This is a genomic window from Bacillus sp. JJ1562, from assembly GCF_036962705.1.
Classification (GTDB): Bacteria; Bacillota; Bacilli; order Bacillales; family Bacillaceae_L; genus Ferdinandcohnia.
This window is the reverse complement of the sequence record NZ_JBALOQ010000034.1, coordinates 77962-100541: the sequence shown is the minus strand read 5'-3', so window position 1 is coordinate 100541 and position 22580 is coordinate 77962. Positions and strand designations below refer to the sequence as shown.

Genomic DNA, 22580 nt, shown 5'->3' with positions numbered 1-22580 from the left:
TTTTCATATAGTACTTATTGATTATTTAGCCATGTTTTTACATATGTAGGAGATGTAGTGCATAGGATTTTAGTGGATTAGTTCTATGAAAATAGAAAAATGAGTCTTTTTACCTAATGATAAAAAAAGGATTTTTACCCTTTTTCTAGAAAAGAATATATAACAGTCAATGAGAGGGTATGAAATATGGAGATAGGAAGCAGAATACGTTTCTTTCGAATTCAAAATAACATGACACAAGAAGAACTGGCACAGGAGATTATCTCAATTTCTTATCTTTCAAAAATTGAAAATAACCAAACCTCGGCAAGTATAGAGGTACTTGAATTATTATGTGAACGATTAGGAATCAAGCTGATTGAAAGCGAAGAATATGAACAATTAAAGGAGCTTAATGAATGGTACCACTTAATGGTTGCCCGAAAACGGGAGCCAGCCATGACTTTTTACGAATCCTATGAATGTAAAAATACGAATGATTCAAGGGTTGCCATTTTCTTCGTTCTCTTTGAGCTAAGATATTTTATATTTATCAAGCAATTAGACAAAGCTGAAGCCCAAATTAAGAAAATTGATTTGTATAAAGATATATTTGATATCCGCATGAATTATTTTTATGAAAAAATTGTTGGTCAATATTATTATTTTAAAAGCCAGTTTTCCGTTGCAATGAAGCATTTTAAGATAGCGGAAGAGATTTTAACTAGCAGTGTCCACTTTGAAGGCTGGGAAACGGCTGATCTGTATTACTATAAAGGGCTAAATAATAATCGAATGGGGAAATTAGCCTTAAGTATCGTGTACATTCAGAAGGCACTCGCTATCTATCAATCTCTTTACGATTTAAAAAGAAGTGCTGAATGTCAAATATTATTAGGTATTTGCTATGAAAAAATTGATGAGTTTGAGATGGCAGAAGAGAATTATTTACTAGCAACAAGGATAGCCGAAGGAATAAAAGATCCAGATCTTTTAGGATTGATTTATCATAATCAAGGCGTCCTTTATTCGAAGCTTGGAAAGTCCAATAAAGCCATCGAACAATTTAAAAATAGCCTTGAACATAAGGAAGAACATTCGGTCATCGGCCGACTGCGCTCTATCCATGGTTTAATCGAAGAATATTATAAAATCGGAGATTATGATGGGTGCAGAAATTGGTTGATGGAAGGGTTCGCAATCGTAGAGAAATATCAAGATCTTACTGAATTCAACATACATTTCATCTATTATGATTATTTACTTCAAAAGTCTGAAACCCTACTGAAATTTATTGAAAAAGATGCATTGCCGTATTTTGAAGGCATTGACCATCACCTCCACGTCGCTTATTATGCGGAGGAACTTGGAAAAATCTATCAAGAAAATCATAAATATAAGTTAGCAAGCTATTATTTTTCAAAGGCTATTTCATCTTTGAAAAAACATAGTCATTTAAATCAATAAAAGGAGATGGGAAGATGAAAAAATTAATGCTGTTATTCATGCTAGGACTAGTAACAATTGCGGGTTATCAATTAACGGAAGGCGTGGCATGGGTAGACAATGACTACCCAGAATCGCAAGAAGTACAGGTATAAATTAGAAAAGTGCAAGGCGCCCGTTCATCGGCAACAAGCACAAGACTAGTGCTGGCAGAAGGCGCCATCTGCCTTCAGAAGCGATTGGCTTGTGACCTCGAGCCGATGGCGCATGGAGCTAGGCAATGAAGAAAGCAGCCCAGATTCAACCGGGCTGCTTTTTCCATGTCTATAAAAAGTGATGGTAATCTCTTTGGTTGTTCTTAACTTCATCGACTTGTTTTTGAATTTCGTGGGAGTCGGTAGAACGATTCTTTTTTGAAATCCGGTCAGCTATAAAACCAACGAGGAGTAACCCGCCAAAAAAGATTAACAGCCAGCCCCATAGTGGCATATTTTCACCCCCATATTGTAGGGTATGCAATTAGGACAAAATCGATGAAGTGTACAAGTGAATCGTAAAGTATTTTTAAATAAAGAAAAGCAACGTTCATAAACGTTACTTTTTTGGAACAAATGTAAAGATTTCATGAGATTCGAAGCTGTCTACTAGCCGGTTGAGCCAGAAATAATATTCTAACGCATTATTCAACTTCACAATATCACTTTCTGCTTCTACTTTAATTTCATCGCTAACTTGGTCGTCCTTTAATAGCTCCTTTAGTTCAGCTAAAGATTTTTGAATCGCACTGACATTCATGGAAATACCATTTCTCCATTTTATCGTAAAAAAATCAATAAAGGTTTGATACCAATCTTCTTCAACCTCATAAAGGTCCTTTCGGATTCCTTTTTTCCACACCTTATCAACCATTTTTAATTCCATTAAGTTGCGTACCGAAGTACTCATACTTGTTTTGCTCATACCTAACTCTTGTTTCATTTCATCAAGTGTCATTGGCTCTTCATGAAAATACATGAGCCCCCAAAGTCGCCCAACTGAAGGAGTTACCCCATATAAATTCATATTTTGAGCAATCGCATCTATTACACGTTCTCGGGCTTTTTCTAGTTTGTCTACGCCTTGCAAATAGATTCACATCCTACAACAAAAGTGTTTAATATCTATAGCCTACATATTTGCTCATCGAATGTAAAGGGGAGCTGCTTAAAGGATTATGGAGGATATGGGAGGAATTTTAAGGATAAAGAATGTATAGTGCGTACAGTTTTTACTTTACAAACTTTATGGAGGTATATCCCTTTATATCCGCTTTGTGTAATTTAGAAATCATTACTACAATTAATAGGTCATAGTTACTAAATGCTTCCTACATCGGTATTTTATTGGGTTTGAAAGAATATCAAATAATGATTCGGGTTAAATCATCAAGAAAATTGAGGTGACAGTATGGAAAGTGAAAAACAAGCAAAAATAAAGGTTTCCAATGTAACGAAAATATTTGGACGCTCATCAAAAAAAGCAATTCAACTATTAAAGGAAGGAAAAACTAAGCAAGAAATCTTAAAGAGTACAGGATCAACAGTTGGTGTGAATCAAGCGAGCTTTGAGGTATATCCAGGTGAAATTTTTGTAATTATGGGCTTATCTGGAAGTGGAAAATCGACCTTGGTTCGTCTGTTAAATAGATTAATAGAACCAACTTCTGGTCAAGTGTTTATCGATGGAAAAGAAGTCGTCTCCATGAATAAAGAAGAAATTCGTGAAGTTCGTCGGAAAAAAATGAGCATGGTGTTTCAACGCTTCGCTTTGTTCCCACATAAAACCGTTCTTCAAAACACTGAATATGGCTTGGAAATCCAAGGTGTAGCCAAGCAAGAACGTTCACAAAAAGCATTTGAAGCTCTTAAACTAGTTGGTCTAGAAGGCTATGAAAATCAATATCCTGACCAGCTTAGTGGTGGTATGCAGCAACGTGTAGGATTAGCTAGAGCTCTTGCAAATGACCCGGATATTTTATTAATGGATGAAGCATTTAGTGCCTTGGATCCATTGATTCGAAAGGACATGCAGGATGAACTGATTGAATTACAGGGAACGATGGAAAAAACAATCGTCTTTATCACTCATGACCTTGATGAAGCATTGCGAATCGGCGACCGTATTGCACTTATGAAAGATGGTAACATCGTCCAAATCGGAACCCCAGAAGAGATTCTTATGAATCCATCTAATGAATATGTAGAAAGATTTGTCGAGGATGTTGATTTGTCCAAGGTGCTAACTGCTGGACATATTGTTAAACGTGCTGAAACAGTTCAGGTTGATAAAGGTGCAAGACTTGCCCTTAAAATTATGAAGGATCATGGTTTATCAACCGTTTATGTTGTAGATAAACAGAATAAGCTTCTTGGTGCAATCAGTGCTGTGGATGCTTCAAAGGCAGTTGAGCAAAGTCTGACTTTAGCAGATGCCATGGAAACAAATCTTAAAACTGTAGAAACGGGTACATTACTTGTTGATTTATTTGATGATGTATCACAAGCGACGATTCCAGTTGCTGTAGTTGATGAACAAAATCGTCTCAAGGGTATTGTCATTCGTGGTGCGGTAATTGGTGCACTTGCCGGAAATAACACATATATAAATGACTTTGGGGCTAGTCAACTCCCTCTAAGTGATGAAAGGGAGGCGTTATAATGGATGGTTTATTACCGAAACTGCCAATAGCTGACTGGATTGATTCATTTGTAGACTGGCTAATTTCAAACTTTGAATTTTTATTTGAAGGAATTACATTTGGGTTAGAAGGATTTGTAGAAGGAATTGTTTTAGGATTAGGATTTATTCCTTCGATTTTATTAACACTTATTTTGGGTGTAGTAGCTTGGAAAATTTGTAATTGGAAAATTGCTCTTTTTAGTTTAATAGGATTACTCCTTATTGATAATTTAGGTTACTGGGACAATATGCTTCAAACAATCGCCCTTGTAATAACTTCTGTCGGAATATCAGTTATCATTGGAATTCCTTTAGGAATATGGGCTTCTCAAAGTAAAACAGTTGGTAATATCGTCATTCCGATTCTAGATTTCATGCAAACAATGCCAGCCTTTGTGTATTTGTTACCGGCGATCTTTTTCTTCAATATCGGTGTTGTACCTGGGGTAGTGGCATCTGTTATTTTCGCGATGCCACCAACGATTCGCTTAACGATTCTAGGTATTACTCAGGTGCCAAAGGATTTAATTGAAGCAACCGAAGCCTTTGGATCAACAACTAAACAAAGATTATTAAAAGTTCAAATTCCATTAGCCATGCCTACGATTATGGCTGGAATTAACCAAAGCATTATGCTTGCACTATCCATGGTGGTTATTGCTTCAATGGTAGGTGCACCAGGTTTAGGAGCAGATGTATACCGAGCAGTAACACAGCTACAAACAGGAACAGGTTTTGAAGCTGGCTTAGCGATTGTTATTGTAGCAATCATCCTAGACCGAATTACTCAAAATTTAGGAAAAAAGAAACAAGGAGGAACCGTATAATGTTTAAAAAAGCATTAACAGCATCATTAACAATAGGATTAACATTAGCACTTGCCGCATGTGGTGGCGAATCTAAGGAAGCAGGAACTACTAGTTCTTCTTCTGGATCAGTAGGGGAAAGTGTAGATTATGAGATTATTGGAATCGACCCAGGTGCAGGCATCATGAAGGCAACAGGTTCAGCACTTGAAGAGTACGGTCTTGATGATTGGACACTAGTAGAGGGGTCTGGTGCAGCAATGACAGCAGCACTTAAAAAAGCAATTAACAAGGAAGATCCAATTATCATTACAGGTTGGACTCCACACTGGAAATTTTCTGCTTTTGATTTAAAATATCTTGAAGATCCAAAAGGAGTATATGGTGGGGAAGAAAACATTCATAGTATTGCACGACTTGGGTTAAAAGACGATTTACCAGGAGTTCATACACTACTTGACCAATTCAATTGGACGGCAGAGGAAATGGAGAATGTAATGGTAGATATTAATGAAGGAACAAAACCTGAAGAAGCAGCTGCAAAATGGATTGAAGCGAATCCTGATAAAGTAGCAGAATGGACTGAGGGTGTACAAGAAGGAAATGGTGAAGATGTACGATTAGCATACGTAGCGTGGGATAGCGAAATTGCAAGTACAAATATTGTTGCTAAAGTTTTGACTGATTTGGGTTATAAAGTAAAAATGAGTCAAGTTGAAGCTGGCCCAATGTGGACTGGTGTAGCAGACGGGTCTGTTGATGCACATGTTTCGGGATGGTTACCAGTTACCCATGCTGATTATGTAGAAAAGTTTGACGGAAAACTCGAGGACCTTGGTCCAAACCTTGTAGGCACAAAAATCGGCTTAGTCGTACCAGCTTACATGGATATTGATTCAATCGAAGACTTAAAAGAATAAGCATTTAACTTACTGAAACTGTACACTCTTTTGATGGGTGTACAGTTTTTTCTATAAAATAAGGTGTCGGATATGAGTAGAGTTTTGGACATTGTTGGAAAAAGTAATAACATAAGTGTTGGATAAGAGTTTGGTTTTGGATATTGTTGGAAATGGTTATAACAAAAGTGCCGGATATGAATGGAATTTTGGATATTATTGGAAAAGAATGTAACAAAAGTGTCGGATATGGGTTGACTTTTGGATAGTAATGGAAAAAGCATTGTCATAAGTGGTTGATGAAGAACATTTTAAGCGGAAACACGACATCAAATGCCCTTCAAAAGCCCGAATGAAGAGGAACTCAAGCAAGAAACGAATGCTATATACCCTTCATAAGCCAGATGAAGAGGAATTCAAACAACAATATGACCGCTAAATGCTCTTCATAAGCCAGATGAAGAGCATTTCAAGCAAGAAACTAACGTCAAATCCTTTTCATCCGATCCTTTTTTTAGCAATCCACATCCTAGCTACGCCAACCCAGTAACACACCTAGCTCTGCCTCAAAAACTCCAATACTGGCTCAAATGGCTGTTGATCTTTCGCATCAAAATAATGCGTAAAGGGGCAGCCTTTTTCATTGATTCTTTCAATAATCGTCTCCAATGGAAAATTTTCAATCATCAGATCATCCGTTATCTCGTCCCAATAAAGTGGAGTGGCTACATATGCCCCATCATTCCCACGAACCGAATACGGAGCAACAATTGTTTTTCCCTCAGCATGCTGCACATAATCCACATACAATCGGTTGCCACGGTTCTTTTTAAGTCTCTCCGTTGTAAAATGATCGGGTTCCATTGTTACCAAATAGTTTGCAATAAACTCAGTGAATTGGCGTGTCTCATCATACGTAAACCGATTTTCTGGAAGCGGAATATAAATCTGTAATCCCTTATTACCTGATGTCTTTACAAATGAAATCAATTTAAGACCGTCAAATACATCTTTTAAAATCATCGCAGCTTTTTTGGCTAATGGAAAAGCATCACGGGACGGAGGATCCAAATCAAAAACAATCTCAGATGGCCCTTTTGAATAAATCGTTTGAAACGGGATATGAAACTCGAAACTCAGTTGATTCCCTAACCACGTTAGTGTTTTTAGATCATTACAAACAATATATTCAATCCCTTCGGACATCGAGGTTTGGATAAAGTCAGGTGCATACTCTGGGCAATTTTTTTGGTAAAACTTTTCACCATACATACCGTGTGGATAACGAATGACGGTTAATAAACGATCGTTTAAAAACGGTAGCATATAAGGAGAAACATCAACTAAATATTGGATATATTCAAGCTTTGTTATGGATTTATCTTTCCAAAGTGGTTTGTCGGGATGAGTAATCTCGATCTCTTCAGGAAGAAGGGGGGATTTCCGGACAAGTTTTTCCCATGTACAGTTCTGCCAATCTACATCAAACCGAAATTTTGAAAAACTAGGCTGCCTCAGTTGTTCTTTATACAATTCCAAATAAAAAAGCTCAACACAAATACCTGGCTTTACTTTTATAAAGCCGGACGTTTCTTCTATTGCATTTGCTTGAATAACACCGAGAAGGGCCTGTCGCTCATCAGGAGAAAGGCCGTGTGAAAACAAGCCAATCTCATAAATTTGATTTTTTCTCATAACACCGACATGAAAAAATGTATTCTTTTTGTCATAGCCGAGAATAAAAAAAACACCAACTTGCCAATTTTTAATTTTATACCAATTTGTTGTGCGCTTGCCTTCATCCCACGTACTATCAATCTTTTTCGCAATAATCCCTTCAGCGTTAGACCCGGTTGCTTTTGTCCAAAGTGAATTAACATCTTGTTCATATGTGACTAATTGAATGAGTTCTCGATTATTTGGGTCCACAAAACCGGGAAGTTTTACTTCAGAAAAAAGCTTAAAAATTTGCGCTTTCCGGTCTTGGAATTTTCTTTCCATGAGTTTTTTGCCACCAAGCTCTAATAGATCAAAGACTAAATAATGAGCAGGTTTAGCCAAAGATGCTTGAGCAATTTTATCCTCACTTCTTAACCTGCCTCGTTGCTGAATGAGCTCAAAGCTTGCTTTGAAAGGCGATTCTAATATGCAAAGCTCCCCATCAAATACAATCGGCAGGTACGATTTGATTACATCCGAAAGTTCCTCACATTGCTTAATAATTTCCGGAAACTGCTCATTAAGTAGGTTCCCGTTCCTGCTAATCAATTGGATGCGATTATTTTCCCAATGCAGCATTGCCCTGAATCCATCATATTTAATTTCGTATACCCAGTTTGGTCCAGCGGGGGCTTCGAAAATTAAGGTTGGAAGCATTGGCTTAAGCATCGTCTCACTCCTTAAAGAGCTCCTTTTATAAAGGACCCCTTTTTATGTTCCCACTTTTTTGCGGGTTGTTCTTGTTTTTGGTTTTACGGATGTAGCCTTGTCAGTACCAGTTGGTGCCTCCTGTTTTGCTTTCGGTTTTGTAGTTCCTTTAGGAGCTGCTGCTTTCTTTGGTGTAGTTGTTTCCTTGGATTTTGTCCGTTCGATACTTGCCTGTAGGGCACTCATTAGGTCGACAACATTTGTACGAGGAGCTTCCTTAGAGGTTGTTCCTTCATTATTATTAATTTTCGATTCGATGAGTTCCATGAGGGCGGTTCGGTATTCATCCTTATATTTTTCGGGATTGAACTCTGTTGTTAACTGATCAATTAGCATAATCGCCGTATCGAGCTCTTTTTCATTAATATCCACATTTTCCGGTACTCCAGGAACCTCTGCTACATTGCGAACTTCATCAGGATAATGAATCGTCTCCATGACGAGACTGTTTTTATAGACTCGGATAATTGCCATTTGTTGCTTGGTGCGTATGGTAATTTCAGCGATTCCAATTTTCCCTGATTTTTGTAATGCCTCGCGAAGTAGTGCATATGCTTTACTACCATTTTCACCGGGTCCCATGAAATAAGAACGGCTAAAATAGATTGGGTCAATTTCCTCGAGTTTTACAAAATCAATGATTTCAACGCTTTTATCCTCATGTTCGTCCTTCAGTTCTTTTAATTCCTCATCATTCAAAATAACAAATTTCCCTTTTACATATTCATAGCCCTTTACGATATCCTCATTTCCAATATCTTTTTCACAATTTGGACAGATTTTTTCATATTGAATGGGTGTGTTACATTCTTTATGAAGGTTTCGAAGTTTTACATCTTTATCCTCAGTTGCAGAAAATAGCTTTATTGGAATATTCACTAGTCCAAAGCTGATCGAGCCTTTCCACATTGTGTGCATATGTTTTCCTACTTTCCTTTTTAAGGATTATTGTTTCCTTAAACTGACGCTAGGATGATGGTAATATAAACCTGAAGAAATTTACAAAAAAATGAGTAAAAATTATATTTACCCCCTCAAAAAGAAAACTGATGACGTAAACTGTAAATGAGTCAAACATTACAGACAAAATCGGGAATGTAACGTAAAAGAAATATATATTACAATTCCTGTCATGATTTCAATAAGAGAGTAGTCTTTCGTATTAGTACTTTTGTAATATTTTTTGCATAAGCCTATTAATGTGAAAAATTGTTATTGAATCTGGCTTTCAACTCTTGCTACTATTAACAGATAGTAAAGAGAATTGAGAGGTGAAACCAGTGCTGAGTCTATTGTTTAAAATTGGAAAAAGAAAAAGCACTCTGGAAGAAACCGTTACCCAGATTCAAAATGGAAATCAAAAATTACAAAATAAACTAATTGAAGACTATAAACCCTTTATTGCAAAAAATGTGTCTGCAGTTTGTAAACGATATATAAGTGAATCGGATGATGAATTTAGTATCGGACTTATCGCATTTAATGAGGCCATAGAAAAATACTCGATGGAAAAGGGGAGCTCCTTTTTATCCTTTAGTGAATTACTTATTAAACGACGAGTGATTGACTACATCCGCAAAGAAGCACGAGTAAGAAATATTAATTTTATCTCGAATGGTGAAGCAGATGAGGAAGGGGCACAATCGAAAATTGAAGCCCATCTTTCTGTCGATGATTACCAAAGGAAAGTGGAGCAGGAACAAAGGAAAGAAGAAATCCTTCATTTCCATACAGCTTTACAGGAATTTGGATTGTCATTTCAAGAGTTGCTTGAAATTTCACCAAAACACGCAGATGCGAGACTAAATGCTATTATGGTATCAAAGGCTGTTGTGGAAAATGAAGAGCTGAAGGTGACGTTGTTTGAGAAAAAACAGCTTCCAATTAAGCAGCTTGAATCGAAAGTAACAGTCAGTCGAAAAACGATTGAGAGAAATCGAAAGTACATTATTGCAATGGCCATCATTTTATCTGGCGACTATGTCTATTTAAAAGATTATCTTAAAGGGGTGCTCGAAAGTTGAAAAAGGGGATCGTTATGGATGTCAACGATGAATATATTACGATGCTTACCCCTAACGGTGAATTCGTAAAAGCCAAACACACGAAGGAAAGCTATGAAATTGGTGAGGAAATGACTTTTTTTCCTATCAATGAACGTGTAAGCAATACTTCGAAGCAAAGTTTCTTTCAGGTGAAGAAATGGCGTTACGCACTTGCAAGCTCTTTAGTTGCAATTTTATTATTATCTTTATTTATTCCTTTTTCGTCGCGTAATGAAGTGTATGCCTATATGTCCATTGACATCAATCCAAGCTTTGAAGTGGGATTTGATGAAAAACTTCGCGTCGTCAGTCTCGAAGCTTTAAATGATGAGGCAAAGAAACTATTGGAATCTATTCCAGATTGGAAAGATCGCACACTAGATTCAATCACGGAAACAATCATTCAACAAAGTAAAGATAATGGCTATCTTGAAGATGGAAAGCAGATCCTCATTACAACTGTTGTGGCAGACACCCATAATAAAGATGTGGACCATGAACTACAGCAAGGAATTAAAGTCATTACAGAAGAGTATGAAAAAGAACAGATTGCTGTTACCTCTGTAACAAGTACGCTTGAAACAAGGAATGCTGCTAAAGAAAAGGGTATTTCTACAGGGAAACTTCTAATTAAAGAAAACAAGGTTCCAAAAAAAGTTGAGGAAAAAAAACCTGAGCCTGCAGGACAAGATAAAAATATAAATAACCAGCAGGACACTTCCAACAATCAGAAAGATATGAACGAGTTTAAAAATACTCACAAACAAAAAGCAGAAGAAGTTCAAGAAGAACTTAAAGAGAAAAAAGAACAGATAAGAGATAAAGTCAAAGAAAATGTAGAAAATTCCAATATGCCGGAACATATTAAAGAGAAAAAGTTCGAAAAAATGGATCAAAAGTGGGAAGAGAAACAACGTAAGCAGGAAGAAAAAGAGCGGAAACAAGAAGACAAGAAACAAAATAAAGAAAACAACAATCGTGGAAACAATGGCAATAACGGACAAAACCAAAACAATCAAGGCAATAACGGGAATCAAAATAATGGCAACAACCATAAAGGAAACAATCAGTAAAGCCGAGGGGACAACCTCGGCTTTTTTCCATTTTATGAAGTTTTTATTCGCCTCTTAATTGGGACTGAGCTTGTGCTACTAGGCGTTTCGTAATTTCGCCACCAACTGAACCATTTGAACGAGACGCTGTATCTGAACCAAGCTTAACACCAAATTCTTGGGCAATTTCAAATTTTATTTGATCTAAAGCCTGTTCGATCCCAGGAACAAGCAATTTATTACTACTTCTAGCCATTTCACTCACTCCTTATTAATTATAGAACAACGTATAGCTCGTTGTATCCTTAGTATAAGAAGATAATTAATTTCAATACTGGAAATGCATACTAAAATTAAAAGCGCAAGCGCCTTGCTCAGCCCCGACAAGCATAAGTAAAGCCGGCGGGAAGGATGCAGTTTATCCTTCTTGACGGATTTGCTTATGACCTCGAGGGGCTAGGCGCTGGAGCTAGATATCAAAAACTTTGAGTGAAAAAAGTCTTTCAAAATGAGAATGAATTATATAATATAGAGGAATAGATTTCACAATGATATAAGGATGTAAGAAAATGTGGAAAAAAATTAATTTGTACTTTAATGAATTGTCACCGGCTCAATTAATTTTCGCGTTCTATCTTTTGGCTGTAACGATTTCCGTTATTTTACTTAGCCTTCCTTTTGCTGTCAAAGAAGGTGTTCATGTTGCTTTTATTGATACGTTATTTACAGCTGCAAGTGCGGTTAGTGTAACTGGTTTAAGCGTTATATCTATTAAAGATACATACACAGTAGCAGGGATTTTTATTTTAATATTTGTGTTACAGGTTGGCGGAATTGGAATTATGACAATGGGTACATTCTTCTGGTTAATATTTCGCCGAAAAATTGGTTTGCGAGAAAGACGTTTAATCATGGTTGATCAAAACCAATCTCAGCTTTCAGGATTGGTAAACCTGCTTAAGCAAATCATTATCATAATGGTTGGGATCGAGGTCTTCGGTAGTTTGATTTTAGGACTTTATTTTATGCAGTTTTTTGATACATGGCAGGAAGCATTTATACATGGTATTTTTGCGGCCGTTAGTGCGACAACAAATGCAGGGTTTGATATAACAGGTAATTCATTAGTGCCGTATGCAAACGATTATTTCGTCCAATTTATAACGATCATTTTAATTATTTTAGGTGCGATTGGCTTTCCAGTATTAGTTGAAATAAAAGACTTTCTGTTTCATAAAAAGGGAAGATACCGTTTTTCTTTATTTACGAAGCTGACAACAGTTACGTTTTTATCATTAGTTGTTTTTGGGACCTTCATCATTTTTTTAATCGAATTCAATCATTTCTTTAAAGGTATGGCCTGGCATGAAACCTTTTTCTATTCCTTATTTCAATCTGTTACAACACGAAGCGCTGGTCTTGCAACGATGGATGTAAACCAGTTTTCAGAGCCTACTTTACTGTTTTTAGGTGCAATGATGTTTATTGGAGCTTCACCAAGCTCTGTTGGTGGGGGAATTCGAACGACAACCTTTGCGATAAATATTTTGTTTTTATTCAATTTTGCAAGGGGAAATAAATCGATTAAAATCTTCAAACGTGAGATTCATGAGGAAGACATTAAAAAATCACTGATTGTGACGATCTTTGCTTTTTTTACATGCTTTATCTCTATTTTCATATTAATGATTACAGAAAACTTTACGTTTACTGAAATATTCTTTGAGGTGGCGTCTGCATTCGGAACATGTGGCTTATCGATGGGGATTACCCCTGATTTAAGTGTCTTTGGGAAATTTATTATTATGTTCCTCATGTTTATCGGAAGGGTTGGAATTTTGAACTTTATCTTTATTATTGGAAAGAAAGGAAAGGACGTAAATTACCACTACCCGAAAGAAAGATTAATTATTGGATAATGAAAAGAGCACCTTGGCTGGTGCTCTTTTTTCAGTCATTTCCGTAGCTTGTATCCTTGGATGGATGCATGAAAGGAACCCCTTTCGGCCTTTTTTTACTTTCCAATAGCTCACGGTTTTCAGTTGTGTTCCAGCCGATATCATTTGTCGGATGGACCCACTGGTCACCGGCCATAATCTCTGGGTTCACTTCATCACTCCAATTATTAAGTGGTGAGTTTGGTGAATTATAAAGGCTATCCCCAATCACGACTCCATGTTCATTGACAAACGGCTCCTGCATTTTAATTCCGGTTCCTTTAAAGGATGGGGCTGAAATTTGATGGGGCATTGTTTCATCTAAAATCGGTGATTCGATTTCTTCAGATTGTTTTTTCTTTTTCGTCATCCAAATACACCTCACATTTTTTCTATTACGTTAGTGTTTGCAACAATAAGGCAATTTATAAAATGGCTTACCGACGCAAATAATTGGTTGGTGACGCAAATCCTATTGGATAAGACGCAAATCTGCGAGAATAGACGCAAATATCTGGTCAGAGAAGCAAATCCGAGAGATTAGACGCAAATATCGTGGTGAGGACGCAAATATGTGGAAATAGACGCAAATATCTGGGGGGAGAAGCAAACCTGTAAGAATAGACGCAAATATCTGGCCAGAGAAGCAAATTCCCAGTATACCGACGCAAATATCTGGCCAGAGAAGCAAATTCGTGGCTGAGGTGAATTTTACCATTTATGGACGAAGCATTCGTGGTGAAAACTAGTGCTTAAAAGGGGGTTAAAACATGAAACGAAAAGTGAAGTTTGATGCAGCGAAAAAGAATAATTTTACACCAAAAGAAAGCATGCCTGACACGGAATTTTCTGCAGAAGCGGATTCTGAAAATCCTATGAAGGGCGCAAATCGTAATTCAAAAAAAGGCAATAGTACTGGGGAATAAGAAAAGCTGTGCCTAAAAGCTAGATAATGAAAAAGAGTCAGCGCTTGGCTGACTCTAATCATTATGATACCTTTCGTGAAAATATCTTTGCCTGTCGAGAGGTAGGGTCAAAATAAACAAGCAAATACGTATCCGAAAAGTTGATTTCACCGCTTTGTCTATACGTCTCAAGGTCAAATGGAATTTTTTCAAGGACTGTATGCTTGTATAAATCTTTTTCCTGAAGCTGTAATTTAGTAAATTCCTCACCTAAAGCTTCAGGATGCTCCACAATCTCCTGATAGAATATCGATCGATCTTGTTTACTTACGAAATCCTCCCACCATGGTTTACGTGGTTTGTACTTTTGATTTCTTAAGTAATCATACTTCATGATTGCTTCAATAACTGGAAGTTGTTCCTTGCTAGTTTCTTGAAGAAATTCGTAAAGACGCTTGAATAAATCCTCCAGTTGGTGACCAATTCGTGACCAACCACGTTCATCCCAATACGTCCCAAAGTCTTGGAAGAAATCAAATGGTGTTTCGAAGCTATGTGACACCAAATATTCCACAGTTTCATTCATTCTATGGTCATTCCAATACTTTTCAAGCACATCCTCAACCTGTTTAATACGAGTAATATCATCAAAGCTCAAGACATTGTTCCCAAGAATCTCATACGGAGAATGATCCATGTATTTGTAATCATGTTCTGCTGCACGAATTCTTAACCCTGTCCCACGGAGCATTTTTAAAAAGCCAAGCTGAAGTTCCTCAGGACGCATCTCAAATACATCATTAAAGGTATTTCGGAAGGAGTGATAATCCTCTTCTGGAAGACCGGCAATTAAGTCTAAATGCTGATCGATTTTCCCGCCTTCTTTTACCATCATGACTGTTCGCTGTAGTTTTGAAAAGTTTTGCTTTCGCATTACCAACTCATTAGTCAGGTCATTTGTTGATTGAACGCCAATTTCAAAGCGGAACAAGCCAGCCGGTGCGTTTTTATTTAAAAAGACGATGACTTCAGGTCGCATAATGTCTGCAGTTATTTCAAACTGGAAGACTGTGCCTGGTCGATGTTCATCAATTAAAAATTGAAACATCTCCATCGCATAGCTTCGGCTAATATTGAAGGTGCGGTCAACGAATTTGATCGTTTTGGCACCATTGTCCATTAAGAAGCGAATATCCTCTTTTATTTTTTCACGATCAAAATAGCGAACCCCTACCTCAATAGAAGATAGACAAAATTGGCAATTAAAAGGACAACCTCGGCTTGTCTCAATATAAGTCACACGTTTTGACAAATGTGAAAGGTCCTCTTCGAAACGAAATGGTGATGGTAAATCCTTAAGGTTAAGTTTATTTCGCTGTGGATTGATTTTCAATCGTTCCTCTTTTCGAAATGCGACACCACTAATTTCATCTGTACTCTCACCATCACGAATCGCCGTAAGAAGATCCCTAAAGGTTTCTTCACCCTCACCTATGACAATGTAATCAACCTCTGGTATGCGTTCCAGCCATTCGTGCACATCATAGGTTACCTCAGGACCACCAAGGATGATGACTAGTTCCGGATTTATTTTTTTGAGCATTTTTATAACTTTTATGGTTTCTTCAATATTCCAAATGTAACAGCTGAAGCCAATTACATCTGGTTTTTTTTGATACAAATCAGTAACGATGTTCATGGCTGGATCTTTAATTGTGTATTCAGCCAGTTTTACATCAAATTCAGGCGCGGCATATGCCTTTAAATACCTAATTGACAGACTTGTATGGATATACTTTGCATTTAGTGTACTAACAACAATGTTCATTCTCTTGCTCCTTATTCTTTCGATTAACCTATATATTTTACCACAGTAGGGTAGTTGCACCAAATACCGGAAGTTTTTCCCTGACTAATTCACAGAATATATTTCAAAGTTCGACAATTTCCACTATAATAGTGAATAGTGAAAACGTTTTATAATCAATACGTCTAAAAAATAGAGAGAGTGGTCAGCAAGGGGGAAGTAATTTGAAGGGGTCAAAAAGAAAATTAAGGGAAAAATCGGTGCGCAAAAAATCACCATTAAAACTAACTGCATGGTGGTACAACTTAAAGATTGGCTATAAATATGGAGTGGCATTTACCTTTACGATACTACTATTTTGTATATCAGCCTTCATCATATTCATACAACTCTTTAATATCAGTAACGAAATGAAAGAAATGAAAAATAACGGTGAGCAGACGATCTTGCTTACAGAAATGGCCAGTGTTTTTAACCAACTGGGTAGTGAGATAAGCATATACATACAAGATAGCAATGGAAAACATGTGTCAGCCTTTCAAGAGTTAAGTAAACAATATGACGAGATATCAAAACAACTTAAGCCAGCTATCACAACATTCGAACTTGAGCAGCTTTATAATAAAGTGGGTGAAAATAAACAACAACTTACCACTCTATTTGATGAAAAAGTTTTTCCTGCTGTCAAAGCATCCAATAAATTAAGCTCTGTTGAAGCTAGTCAGGAAGCTGATAAATTAATTGAGAATACTGTTCAACAATTAGATCAATTAAGAGCCATCATGAAGGTTAATACAGAACGTGCTGTTTCAGCAGCGAATTCGAACGTATCCGGAACGATTGTCGTTTTACTCGTTTCAATTGTGGCTTCTACAATTATCGCCATCTTGAGCCTAGTCATTATAGGTCGTAATATTGGTAAACAGCTTAATAATTTGGTTATTGTTTCAAATCGTATTGCTGATGGAAACCTAAAGGTCGATGAGATTAAAGTTAATGGACAGGATGAAATTGGGTTGCTGAGCAAATCATTGAATGTCATGAATAATAGTCTTCGTTCGATAATTCATGAAATATCAACTGTCTCTGACAATGTAGCATCAAAAAGTTCTGAATTGATGATTTCATCAAGCGAAGTGAAGGCAGCAAGCCAGCAAATTGCTTCGACTGTCCAAGAACTGTCAACAGGTGCAGAGGAACAAGCATATTCGTCAACCCAACTAGCAAAAATGATGGAGGAATATACTGACAAAATACAAACAGCTAACCAAAATGGAAGCCAAATTAATGGATCATCACAAAATGTATTAGAAATGACGAAAAAAGGTCATGAATTCATGAATGCCTCAACAGAGCAAATGAATAAAATTAACAGCATCATGGAATATTCCGTGGAAAAGGTTAAAGGACTCGATGAACAAACAAAGCAAATCTCCACTCTTGTTAAGGTCATCCGCGATATTGCAGATCAAACCAATCTTTTAGCACTTAATGCTGCAATTGAAGCTGCTCGTGCTGGGGAACATGGGCGAGGATTCGCAGTTGTTGCTGATGAAGTTCGAAAGCTTGCTGAGCAAGTATCTCATTCCGTTAAGGACATAACTGATATTGTTAACAGCATTCAAAAAGAATCAAATTCTGTTGTTCAAGGTTTACTTAATGGGTATAGCCAGGTGGATGAAGGGGCGAAGCAAATTCAAGTGACTGGTCAAACGTTTAAGGATATTTACGATGCGGTTACCATTATGGTTGAACACATCCAGAGCATTTCCGAAAATCTTGATACTATCGCGAGCAATACAGTTGAGATGAATTTGTCAATTGATAACATAGCAGCCGTTTCCGAACAATCTGCAGCAGGAATCGAGCAAACCTCTGCCTCTATCCAGCAAACGAATAGTTCAATGGAAACGATTTCTGATCACTCAGAACTACTGTCAGATTTAGCAAGCAGATTGAATACAATGATTAGTAAATTCAAGCTTTAAAAGAAATGAGTTAGTGCTCTTGGAGGGTGCTGGCTCTTTTTTAAAAATATTGGCATACCAAAATGTGAAAAGGTTTTGTAAAATAAATGAAAGAGAAGGGAGTGTTGCTTGATGTATAAATATAGTGAAATGCAGACAGATATTTTTGGAACAATTTATATACTCGCAAACGAAACTGAACTAGTTGATATCTCATTATCTGAAGACGACTGGGTAGCGGCTAGTAAAAAATACGATGTAACTTATGCACCGGATGATGCAGTTCTCGTGGAAATCAAAAGGCAGTTAGAAGAATATTTTAATGGTGACCGCAAAACTTTCAATTTCCCAATTAAGTTTAGTGGGACTGCGTTTCAAGAGGAGGTCTGGAATGAACTTTTAAACATTCCTTACGGGGAAACCCGTTGTTATGCAGATGTAGCAAATGCGATTGATAACCCGAAAGCCGTTCGTGCAGTTGGGCAAGCTAATCGGAAAAATCCAATCCCGATAGTTGTTCCATGCCATCGCGTAATCGGAAAGGACAAATCGCTAACAGGATACACTGGCACAAGAACGGACTTAAAAGAGAAACTGTTGGAATTAGAAGGTGTACTTTGAGCGGGTAGACTTCTAGGTTTCTTGCTAAAATCGATAGAACTGAAATTAAATCGATAGAATCAAAATAAAATCGATAGAGCAAAAATAAAACCGATAGAATCAAAATAAAATCGATAGAGCAAAAATAAAACCGATAGACCTGCAAATTCAGAAAAAATCCAGTGTGCCCCACACTGGATTTCCTCATAAACTACCTATTCTTCAAACAAACTCTTAATTTCTGCCTCAAGATCACCTTGTAAAATTCCTTTTTCCGTAATAATGGCTGTAATTAGTTCATTCGGTGTGACATCAAACGCTGGATTGTATACTTGAACACCTTCTGGTGCGATGCGAACCCCACCTAGATGTGTAACTTCCTCCGAATTTCGTTCCTCAATCGGAATTTCTTTACCACTTTCTAGGGACACGTCAAACGTGGACAATGGTGCCGCAACATAAAACGGAATACCGAATGTTTTTGCTAATATGGCTAAATTAAAGGTGCCAATTTTATTAGCTGTATCGCCATTTGCTGTAATCCGGTCAGCCCCTACGATGATTGCATCGATTTCTTTTTCTACTATCGTGTGGGCAGCCATATTGTCGGTAATAAGAGTTACATCAACGCCTGACTGCAGGAGTTCCCATGTTGTTAACCGAGCCCCTTGTAAAACTGGACGTGTCTCGGAAGCAAAGACTTTAAGATTTTTGCCATTTTGTGCTGCTAGATGAAATGGCGCTAGTGCAGTGCCAAAGCGGGCAGTTGCGATGGAACCGGCATTACAAATTGTTAATACTTTAAACCCATCCTTGAAGAGTTCAAGGGCATGCTCACCGATTAGCCGGCAAACCGCTTCATCTTCAGCTTGAATACGAATGGCCTCATGGATGAGAGTGGTCTTTGCTTCATTCACGGACGTTGAATCTTCAATACTTGTAACCAAACGGTTTAATGCCCAGATTAAATTGACAGCAGTTGGACGTGAGCTCGCCAAGTATTCTTTATCTTCAAGCAATTTTTCCTTAAATTCTTGTAGATTCGTTTCATCATAGCTCTTTGCTGATAAAGCCAAGCCAAAGGCAGCGGTAATTCCAATTGCAGGAGCTCCGCGTACTTTTAAAGAGACAATGCTATCCCATACATCCCGGGTTGTAAAAAGGTCGATAAATACAGTTTCCAATGGTAGCTTTGTTTGATCTAATAGTTTGATAGAGGTTTCATTCCAAACAACAGATTGTGGAACTGTTTTTGTGTAAGTCATGGTGTCACTCCTTAGTTGTTCTGTCTACATAGTTTCGTAGAATTCCAAGCTCTTTAATGGATTTTCGGTCACGAATCAACTCTTTTCCTAATTGAAGAGCATGTTGTTTCGCTGAGATTCTTTGCTCAAAGTTTTCAATTCCATCCAAATCGGCTACATGTGCTAGCCCGATTGTTCTGCGAATTAATTCACAGCCTGCAAATCCAATCGCATCTTCAAATGCATGCTCAAGAACATATTCCAAATAGCCTTCAGTATCACGGTATAGATCTACAGCTTCATTTTTCCAAGCTTGTGAAAATATTGCCGAAAACACATCCCATGTTTTTTCAATATGTTGATAGAGTGGCTCACGTTTTTCAGAATCTCGTGAAATCGCATTTAATAATAGATTTGCAATGAATTGACCAAGGTCAAAGCCAAGTGGTCCAAAATAAGCAAATTCAGGATCTATTACTTTTGTCTCTGCATCGCTTGCGAAAATACTTCCTGTGTGTAAATCGCCGTGTAATAGAGCATCTGCTTGAGTTAAGAACTTTTGCTTTAACTTTGCAACCTCAAGCTTAAGTGGTTGGTCAGCCCAAATCTGCTCAACATCATTTCGTAGCTCCTCTTCAAAGCTGTTTGTATCAATATCAAAAAATGGATCTGTGAAAACAAGATCTTCTGTAATTTTACAAAGGTCAGGGTTAATAAATTTTTGTACAAGTACTTTTTTCTTTGTTGGCTCTAGTCCAAAGTCTGATGAATAAAATAGAGTTTTTGCTAAATATGTCCCGATGTGCTCTGATAAAAGAGGGAAGTTTTTACCCTCAATTAGTCCAGTTCTTGAAATTTGTAAACGGGAGAGGTCTTCCATCACAGTAACGGCTAATTGCTCATCCGTATAATAAACCTTTGGCACAAGTGCTGGAACATGGTCAGCAGCCGTTAATAATGCATTAGCTTCAATGGTTGCTCGCTTCAAGGATAGAGGCCAGCTCTCACCAACAACCTTTGCATAAGGTAATGCTTGCTTAATGATGATTCCTTTTGCGTTATCTTCAGGGGTAATATGAAAAACTAAATTTAGATTTCCATCTCCGATTTCCTTGCATCGTAGCACTGTTCCTTCTTCAAACAAGCGAAGTCGATTGGCTAAGGCCACCGCAGTACTTTCTGTTAAAGGTTCATAAATTGATTGATAAGAAATTGACATTTTATATACCTCCAGTAATACATTTTTATAGTCGTTGGAGGCTTTTCTAAAACAGAAAAGCCTCTTTCACATTCGAAAGAGGCTTGAAGACGCTGCATCAAACCTCTTATCTGCCAAGAAGTTCAATACTTCCTGTTGGAATTAGCACCGTGCCTTGTGGGTTTCCCCGGCGCTAATAAAAAGCGCCCCACCTTACGATGGAATTACAGTCGGTTGCTGGGCATCATCGGGCCAAGTCCCTCTGCCTACTCTTGATAAGAGATCAATATTAAAGATATTTAATTATATGTTAATACTGAAAAGAATGATATCAACGAATACACATAATTGTCAATATATTTTTCACTTTATTCAGGCGGGGTTCAAATCCCGACTAAATAAAGTGAAGCCTCCGGCGGAGACATGCGATTTTCAAAGGAAATTTTCCCCGCATTAACTGGTACTAAGCCCTCATAGAGGACAACTACCAGTAAATGCCCGATTGGTTCAACTAACAATCGGCAAAATAAATTTCACCGATTGAAGATTCACTGTATCTCGCTTAGGATCAAAGACTAAGAACGCCACTTCCTGTGGCAACGTCTTTGTGACCCACCTCGTGTGGGCCTAAAAAATCAGGGTGCAAATACTCCTAGGTGTTTTTGATTTTAATTTCTATGAATGATAAAAATTAGGACGACGATCTTGGAAAATAGGAATTTGTTTTCTGACTTCTTGTACCTTGCTAAGGTCAATTTCACCAACTAACGTAGTTGCATCAGTACCTGCTTCGGCAATAATGGTTCCCCAAGGATCGATAATCATCGAATGCCCGCCAAACACGTTATCTGGGTTACTTCCAACACTGTTACAAGCAACAACATAGCATTGATTTTCTATCGCACGACTTAGGAGGAGAGTACGCCAATGCTCAAGGCGTGGGAGCGGCCATTCCGCTACCACGAATAAAATTTCTGCGCCACTTGTTGTATGTGCGCGAATCCATTCGGGGAAGCGAATGTCATAGCAGATGACCCCGGCAGCAGGTACATTTTCAATCGTAAAATCACCTTTTGCATCGCCAGCCTTTAAATACAAATGCTCATCCATAAGCTGGAATAAATGAAGCTTACTGTATTCACTAGTCATTTCACCATCTCGATTAAAGACAAACATAGTGTTTGTAACGCCTTGCTCAGTCTTTTTGGCAATAGAGCCGGCTACTATATTAACAGAGTATTGTTTTGCTAAATTTTTCATAAATTCTTTCGTTTCGTCACCATTATTATCCGCAATTTCATCTAGTCTCGTTAAGTCATATCCCGTTGTCCAAAGCTCTGGTAGGATAATAATATCGGGTTTATCCGTAGTCATTGTTTTTTTGATCTCTTTAGATATTAGGTCAAAATTTTCTTGCGGTTTTCCAATTTGAATATCATACTGAATACATGCAATTTTTAGATTCATTTAAGGTCCTCCCTATGAAATGATACTTTACAAGTTAACTCTAACAATATATGATTTTAGACTAGTATTTCAAGTATTTTGAA

Annotated in this window: 20 protein-coding genes, 1 pseudogene and 1 riboswitch; of the genes and pseudogenes, 11 read left to right on the top strand and 10 right to left on the bottom strand. The window is 37.4% G+C overall.

All coding sequences use genetic code 11. The features are described from left to right. Positions 1–186 precede the first annotated feature (186 nt). Entirely contained in the window at positions 187–1446 is a 1260-nt protein-coding gene (locus V7097_RS19055) for a helix-turn-helix transcriptional regulator (protein WP_335705229.1), read from the top strand. A gap of 303 nt (positions 1447–1749) precedes the next feature. Here V7097_RS19055 and V7097_RS19050 read toward each other — a convergent pair whose 3' ends face one another. Both V7097_RS19050 and cudC read right to left on the bottom strand, forming a co-directional pair. Next, complete coding sequence (locus V7097_RS19050) at positions 1750–1914, bottom strand: hypothetical protein (RefSeq protein ID WP_335705228.1); 165 nt, start codon at positions 1912–1914, stop codon at positions 1750–1752. Positions 1915–2019: 105 nt separating this feature from the next. Beyond that, positions 2020–2550, bottom strand: a complete 531-nt coding sequence (gene cudC / locus V7097_RS19045) for a choline uptake/conversion transcriptional regulator CudC (RefSeq protein ID WP_335705227.1) — start codon at positions 2548–2550, stop codon at positions 2020–2022. Positions 2551–2871: 321 nt separating this feature from the next. On the opposite strand from cudC, the gene proV reads away from it, so the two are divergent. From proV to V7097_RS19030, 3 genes are read left to right on the top strand one after another with little or no spacing between them, the layout of a single operon-like run. Beyond that, a complete protein-coding gene (proV, locus tag V7097_RS19040) occupies positions 2872–4122 on the top strand; it encodes a glycine betaine/L-proline ABC transporter ATP-binding protein ProV (protein WP_335705226.1) in 1251 nt (416 codons plus the stop codon). After that, on the top strand, positions 4122–4970 hold the full coding sequence (locus tag V7097_RS19035) for an ABC transporter permease (protein WP_335705225.1): 849 nt from the start codon (positions 4122–4124) through the stop codon (positions 4968–4970). Before proV ends, V7097_RS19035 begins: the two co-directional genes overlap by 1 nt. Continuing rightward, a complete protein-coding gene (locus tag V7097_RS19030) occupies positions 4970–5869 on the top strand; it encodes a glycine betaine ABC transporter substrate-binding protein (RefSeq protein WP_335705224.1) in 900 nt (299 codons plus the stop codon). The genes V7097_RS19035 and V7097_RS19030 overlap by 1 nt, the downstream gene beginning before the upstream one ends. 534 nt (positions 5870–6403) lie before the next feature. Here V7097_RS19030 and V7097_RS19025 read toward each other — a convergent pair. Then, complete coding sequence (locus V7097_RS19025) at positions 6404–8236, bottom strand: DNA ligase D (RefSeq protein ID WP_335705223.1); 1833 nt, start codon at positions 8234–8236, stop codon at positions 6404–6406. Positions 8237–8278: 42 nt separating this feature from the next. Further along, positions 8279–9193 (bottom strand): Ku protein, encoded by a 915-nt coding sequence (locus tag V7097_RS19020; RefSeq protein ID WP_335705222.1) that lies wholly within the window; start codon positions 9191–9193, stop codon positions 8279–8281. A gap of 353 nt (positions 9194–9546) precedes the next feature. Here V7097_RS19020 and sigI point away from each other — a divergent pair, with 353 nt between their 5' ends. Continuing rightward, positions 9547–10299, top strand: a complete 753-nt coding sequence (sigI, locus tag V7097_RS19015) for an RNA polymerase sigma factor SigI (RefSeq protein ID WP_335705221.1) — start codon at positions 9547–9549, stop codon at positions 10297–10299. Beyond that, complete coding sequence (locus tag V7097_RS19010; RefSeq protein ID WP_335705220.1) at positions 10296–11393, top strand: anti-sigma factor domain-containing protein; 1098 nt, start codon at positions 10296–10298, stop codon at positions 11391–11393. Before sigI ends, V7097_RS19010 begins: the two co-directional genes overlap by 4 nt. A 43-nt stretch (positions 11394–11436) precedes the next feature. On the opposite strand, the gene V7097_RS19005 is transcribed toward V7097_RS19010, so the two are convergent. Beyond that, complete coding sequence (locus tag V7097_RS19005) at positions 11437–11628, bottom strand: alpha/beta-type small acid-soluble spore protein (RefSeq protein WP_335705219.1); 192 nt, start codon at positions 11626–11628, stop codon at positions 11437–11439. 313 nt (positions 11629–11941) lie between these two features. On the opposite strand from V7097_RS19005, the gene V7097_RS19000 reads away from it, so the two are divergent. Then, complete coding sequence (locus V7097_RS19000; RefSeq protein ID WP_335705218.1) at positions 11942–13291, top strand: TrkH family potassium uptake protein; 1350 nt, start codon at positions 11942–11944, stop codon at positions 13289–13291. A 31-nt stretch (positions 13292–13322) separates the two neighbouring features. Here the strand turns inward: V7097_RS19000 and V7097_RS18995 are convergent, their stop codons facing one another. After that, positions 13323–13679, bottom strand: coding sequence for a DUF3905 domain-containing protein (locus tag V7097_RS18995; RefSeq protein WP_335705217.1), 357 nt, complete (start codon positions 13677–13679; stop codon positions 13323–13325). 400 nt (positions 13680–14079) lie between these two features. Here V7097_RS18995 and V7097_RS18990 point away from each other — a divergent pair, with 400 nt between their 5' ends. Further along, on the top strand, positions 14080–14235 hold the full coding sequence (locus tag V7097_RS18990; protein WP_335705216.1) for a hypothetical protein: 156 nt from the start codon (positions 14080–14082) through the stop codon (positions 14233–14235). 61 nt (positions 14236–14296) lie between these two features. Here V7097_RS18990 and V7097_RS18985 read toward each other — a convergent pair whose 3' ends face one another. Further along, positions 14297–16042, bottom strand: coding sequence for a B12-binding domain-containing radical SAM protein (locus V7097_RS18985; RefSeq protein ID WP_335705215.1), 1746 nt, complete (start codon positions 16040–16042; stop codon positions 14297–14299). Positions 16043–16431: 389 nt separating this feature from the next. On the opposite strand from V7097_RS18985, the pseudogene V7097_RS26050 reads away from it, so the two are divergent. The 3 genes and pseudogenes from V7097_RS26050 to V7097_RS18975 all read left to right on the top strand — a co-directional run. Then, positions 16432–17055, top strand: a pseudogene (locus V7097_RS26050) (HAMP domain-containing protein); the annotation flags it as partial. 6 nt (positions 17056–17061) lie between these two features. Then, positions 17062–18009, top strand: a complete 948-nt coding sequence (locus V7097_RS26045; protein ID WP_438824254.1) for a methyl-accepting chemotaxis protein — start codon at positions 17062–17064, stop codon at positions 18007–18009. Between the two features lie 111 nt (positions 18010–18120). After that, entirely contained in the window at positions 18121–18609 is a 489-nt protein-coding gene (locus V7097_RS18975; protein WP_335705213.1) for a methylated-DNA--[protein]-cysteine S-methyltransferase, read from the top strand. 194 nt (positions 18610–18803) lie between these two features. On the opposite strand, the gene mtnA is transcribed toward V7097_RS18975, so the two are convergent. The 3 genes from mtnA to V7097_RS18960 all read right to left on the bottom strand — a co-directional run bounded on the left by mtnA (position 18804) and on the right by V7097_RS18960 (position 22497). After that, positions 18804–19853, bottom strand: a complete 1050-nt coding sequence (mtnA, locus tag V7097_RS18970) for an S-methyl-5-thioribose-1-phosphate isomerase (protein WP_335705212.1) — start codon at positions 19851–19853, stop codon at positions 18804–18806. A 4-nt stretch (positions 19854–19857) separates the two neighbouring features. Then, positions 19858–21051: an S-methyl-5-thioribose kinase gene (gene mtnK, locus V7097_RS18965; protein ID WP_335705211.1), complete on the bottom strand. Its 1194-nt coding sequence runs from the start codon at positions 21049–21051 to the stop codon at positions 19858–19860. 103 nt (positions 21052–21154) lie between these two features. Continuing rightward, positions 21155–21312, bottom strand: a riboswitch (SAM riboswitch). Between the two features lie 393 nt (positions 21313–21705). After that, complete coding sequence (locus V7097_RS18960; RefSeq protein WP_335705210.1) at positions 21706–22497, bottom strand: carbon-nitrogen family hydrolase; 792 nt, start codon at positions 22495–22497, stop codon at positions 21706–21708. Positions 22498–22580: the final 83 nt, after the last annotated feature.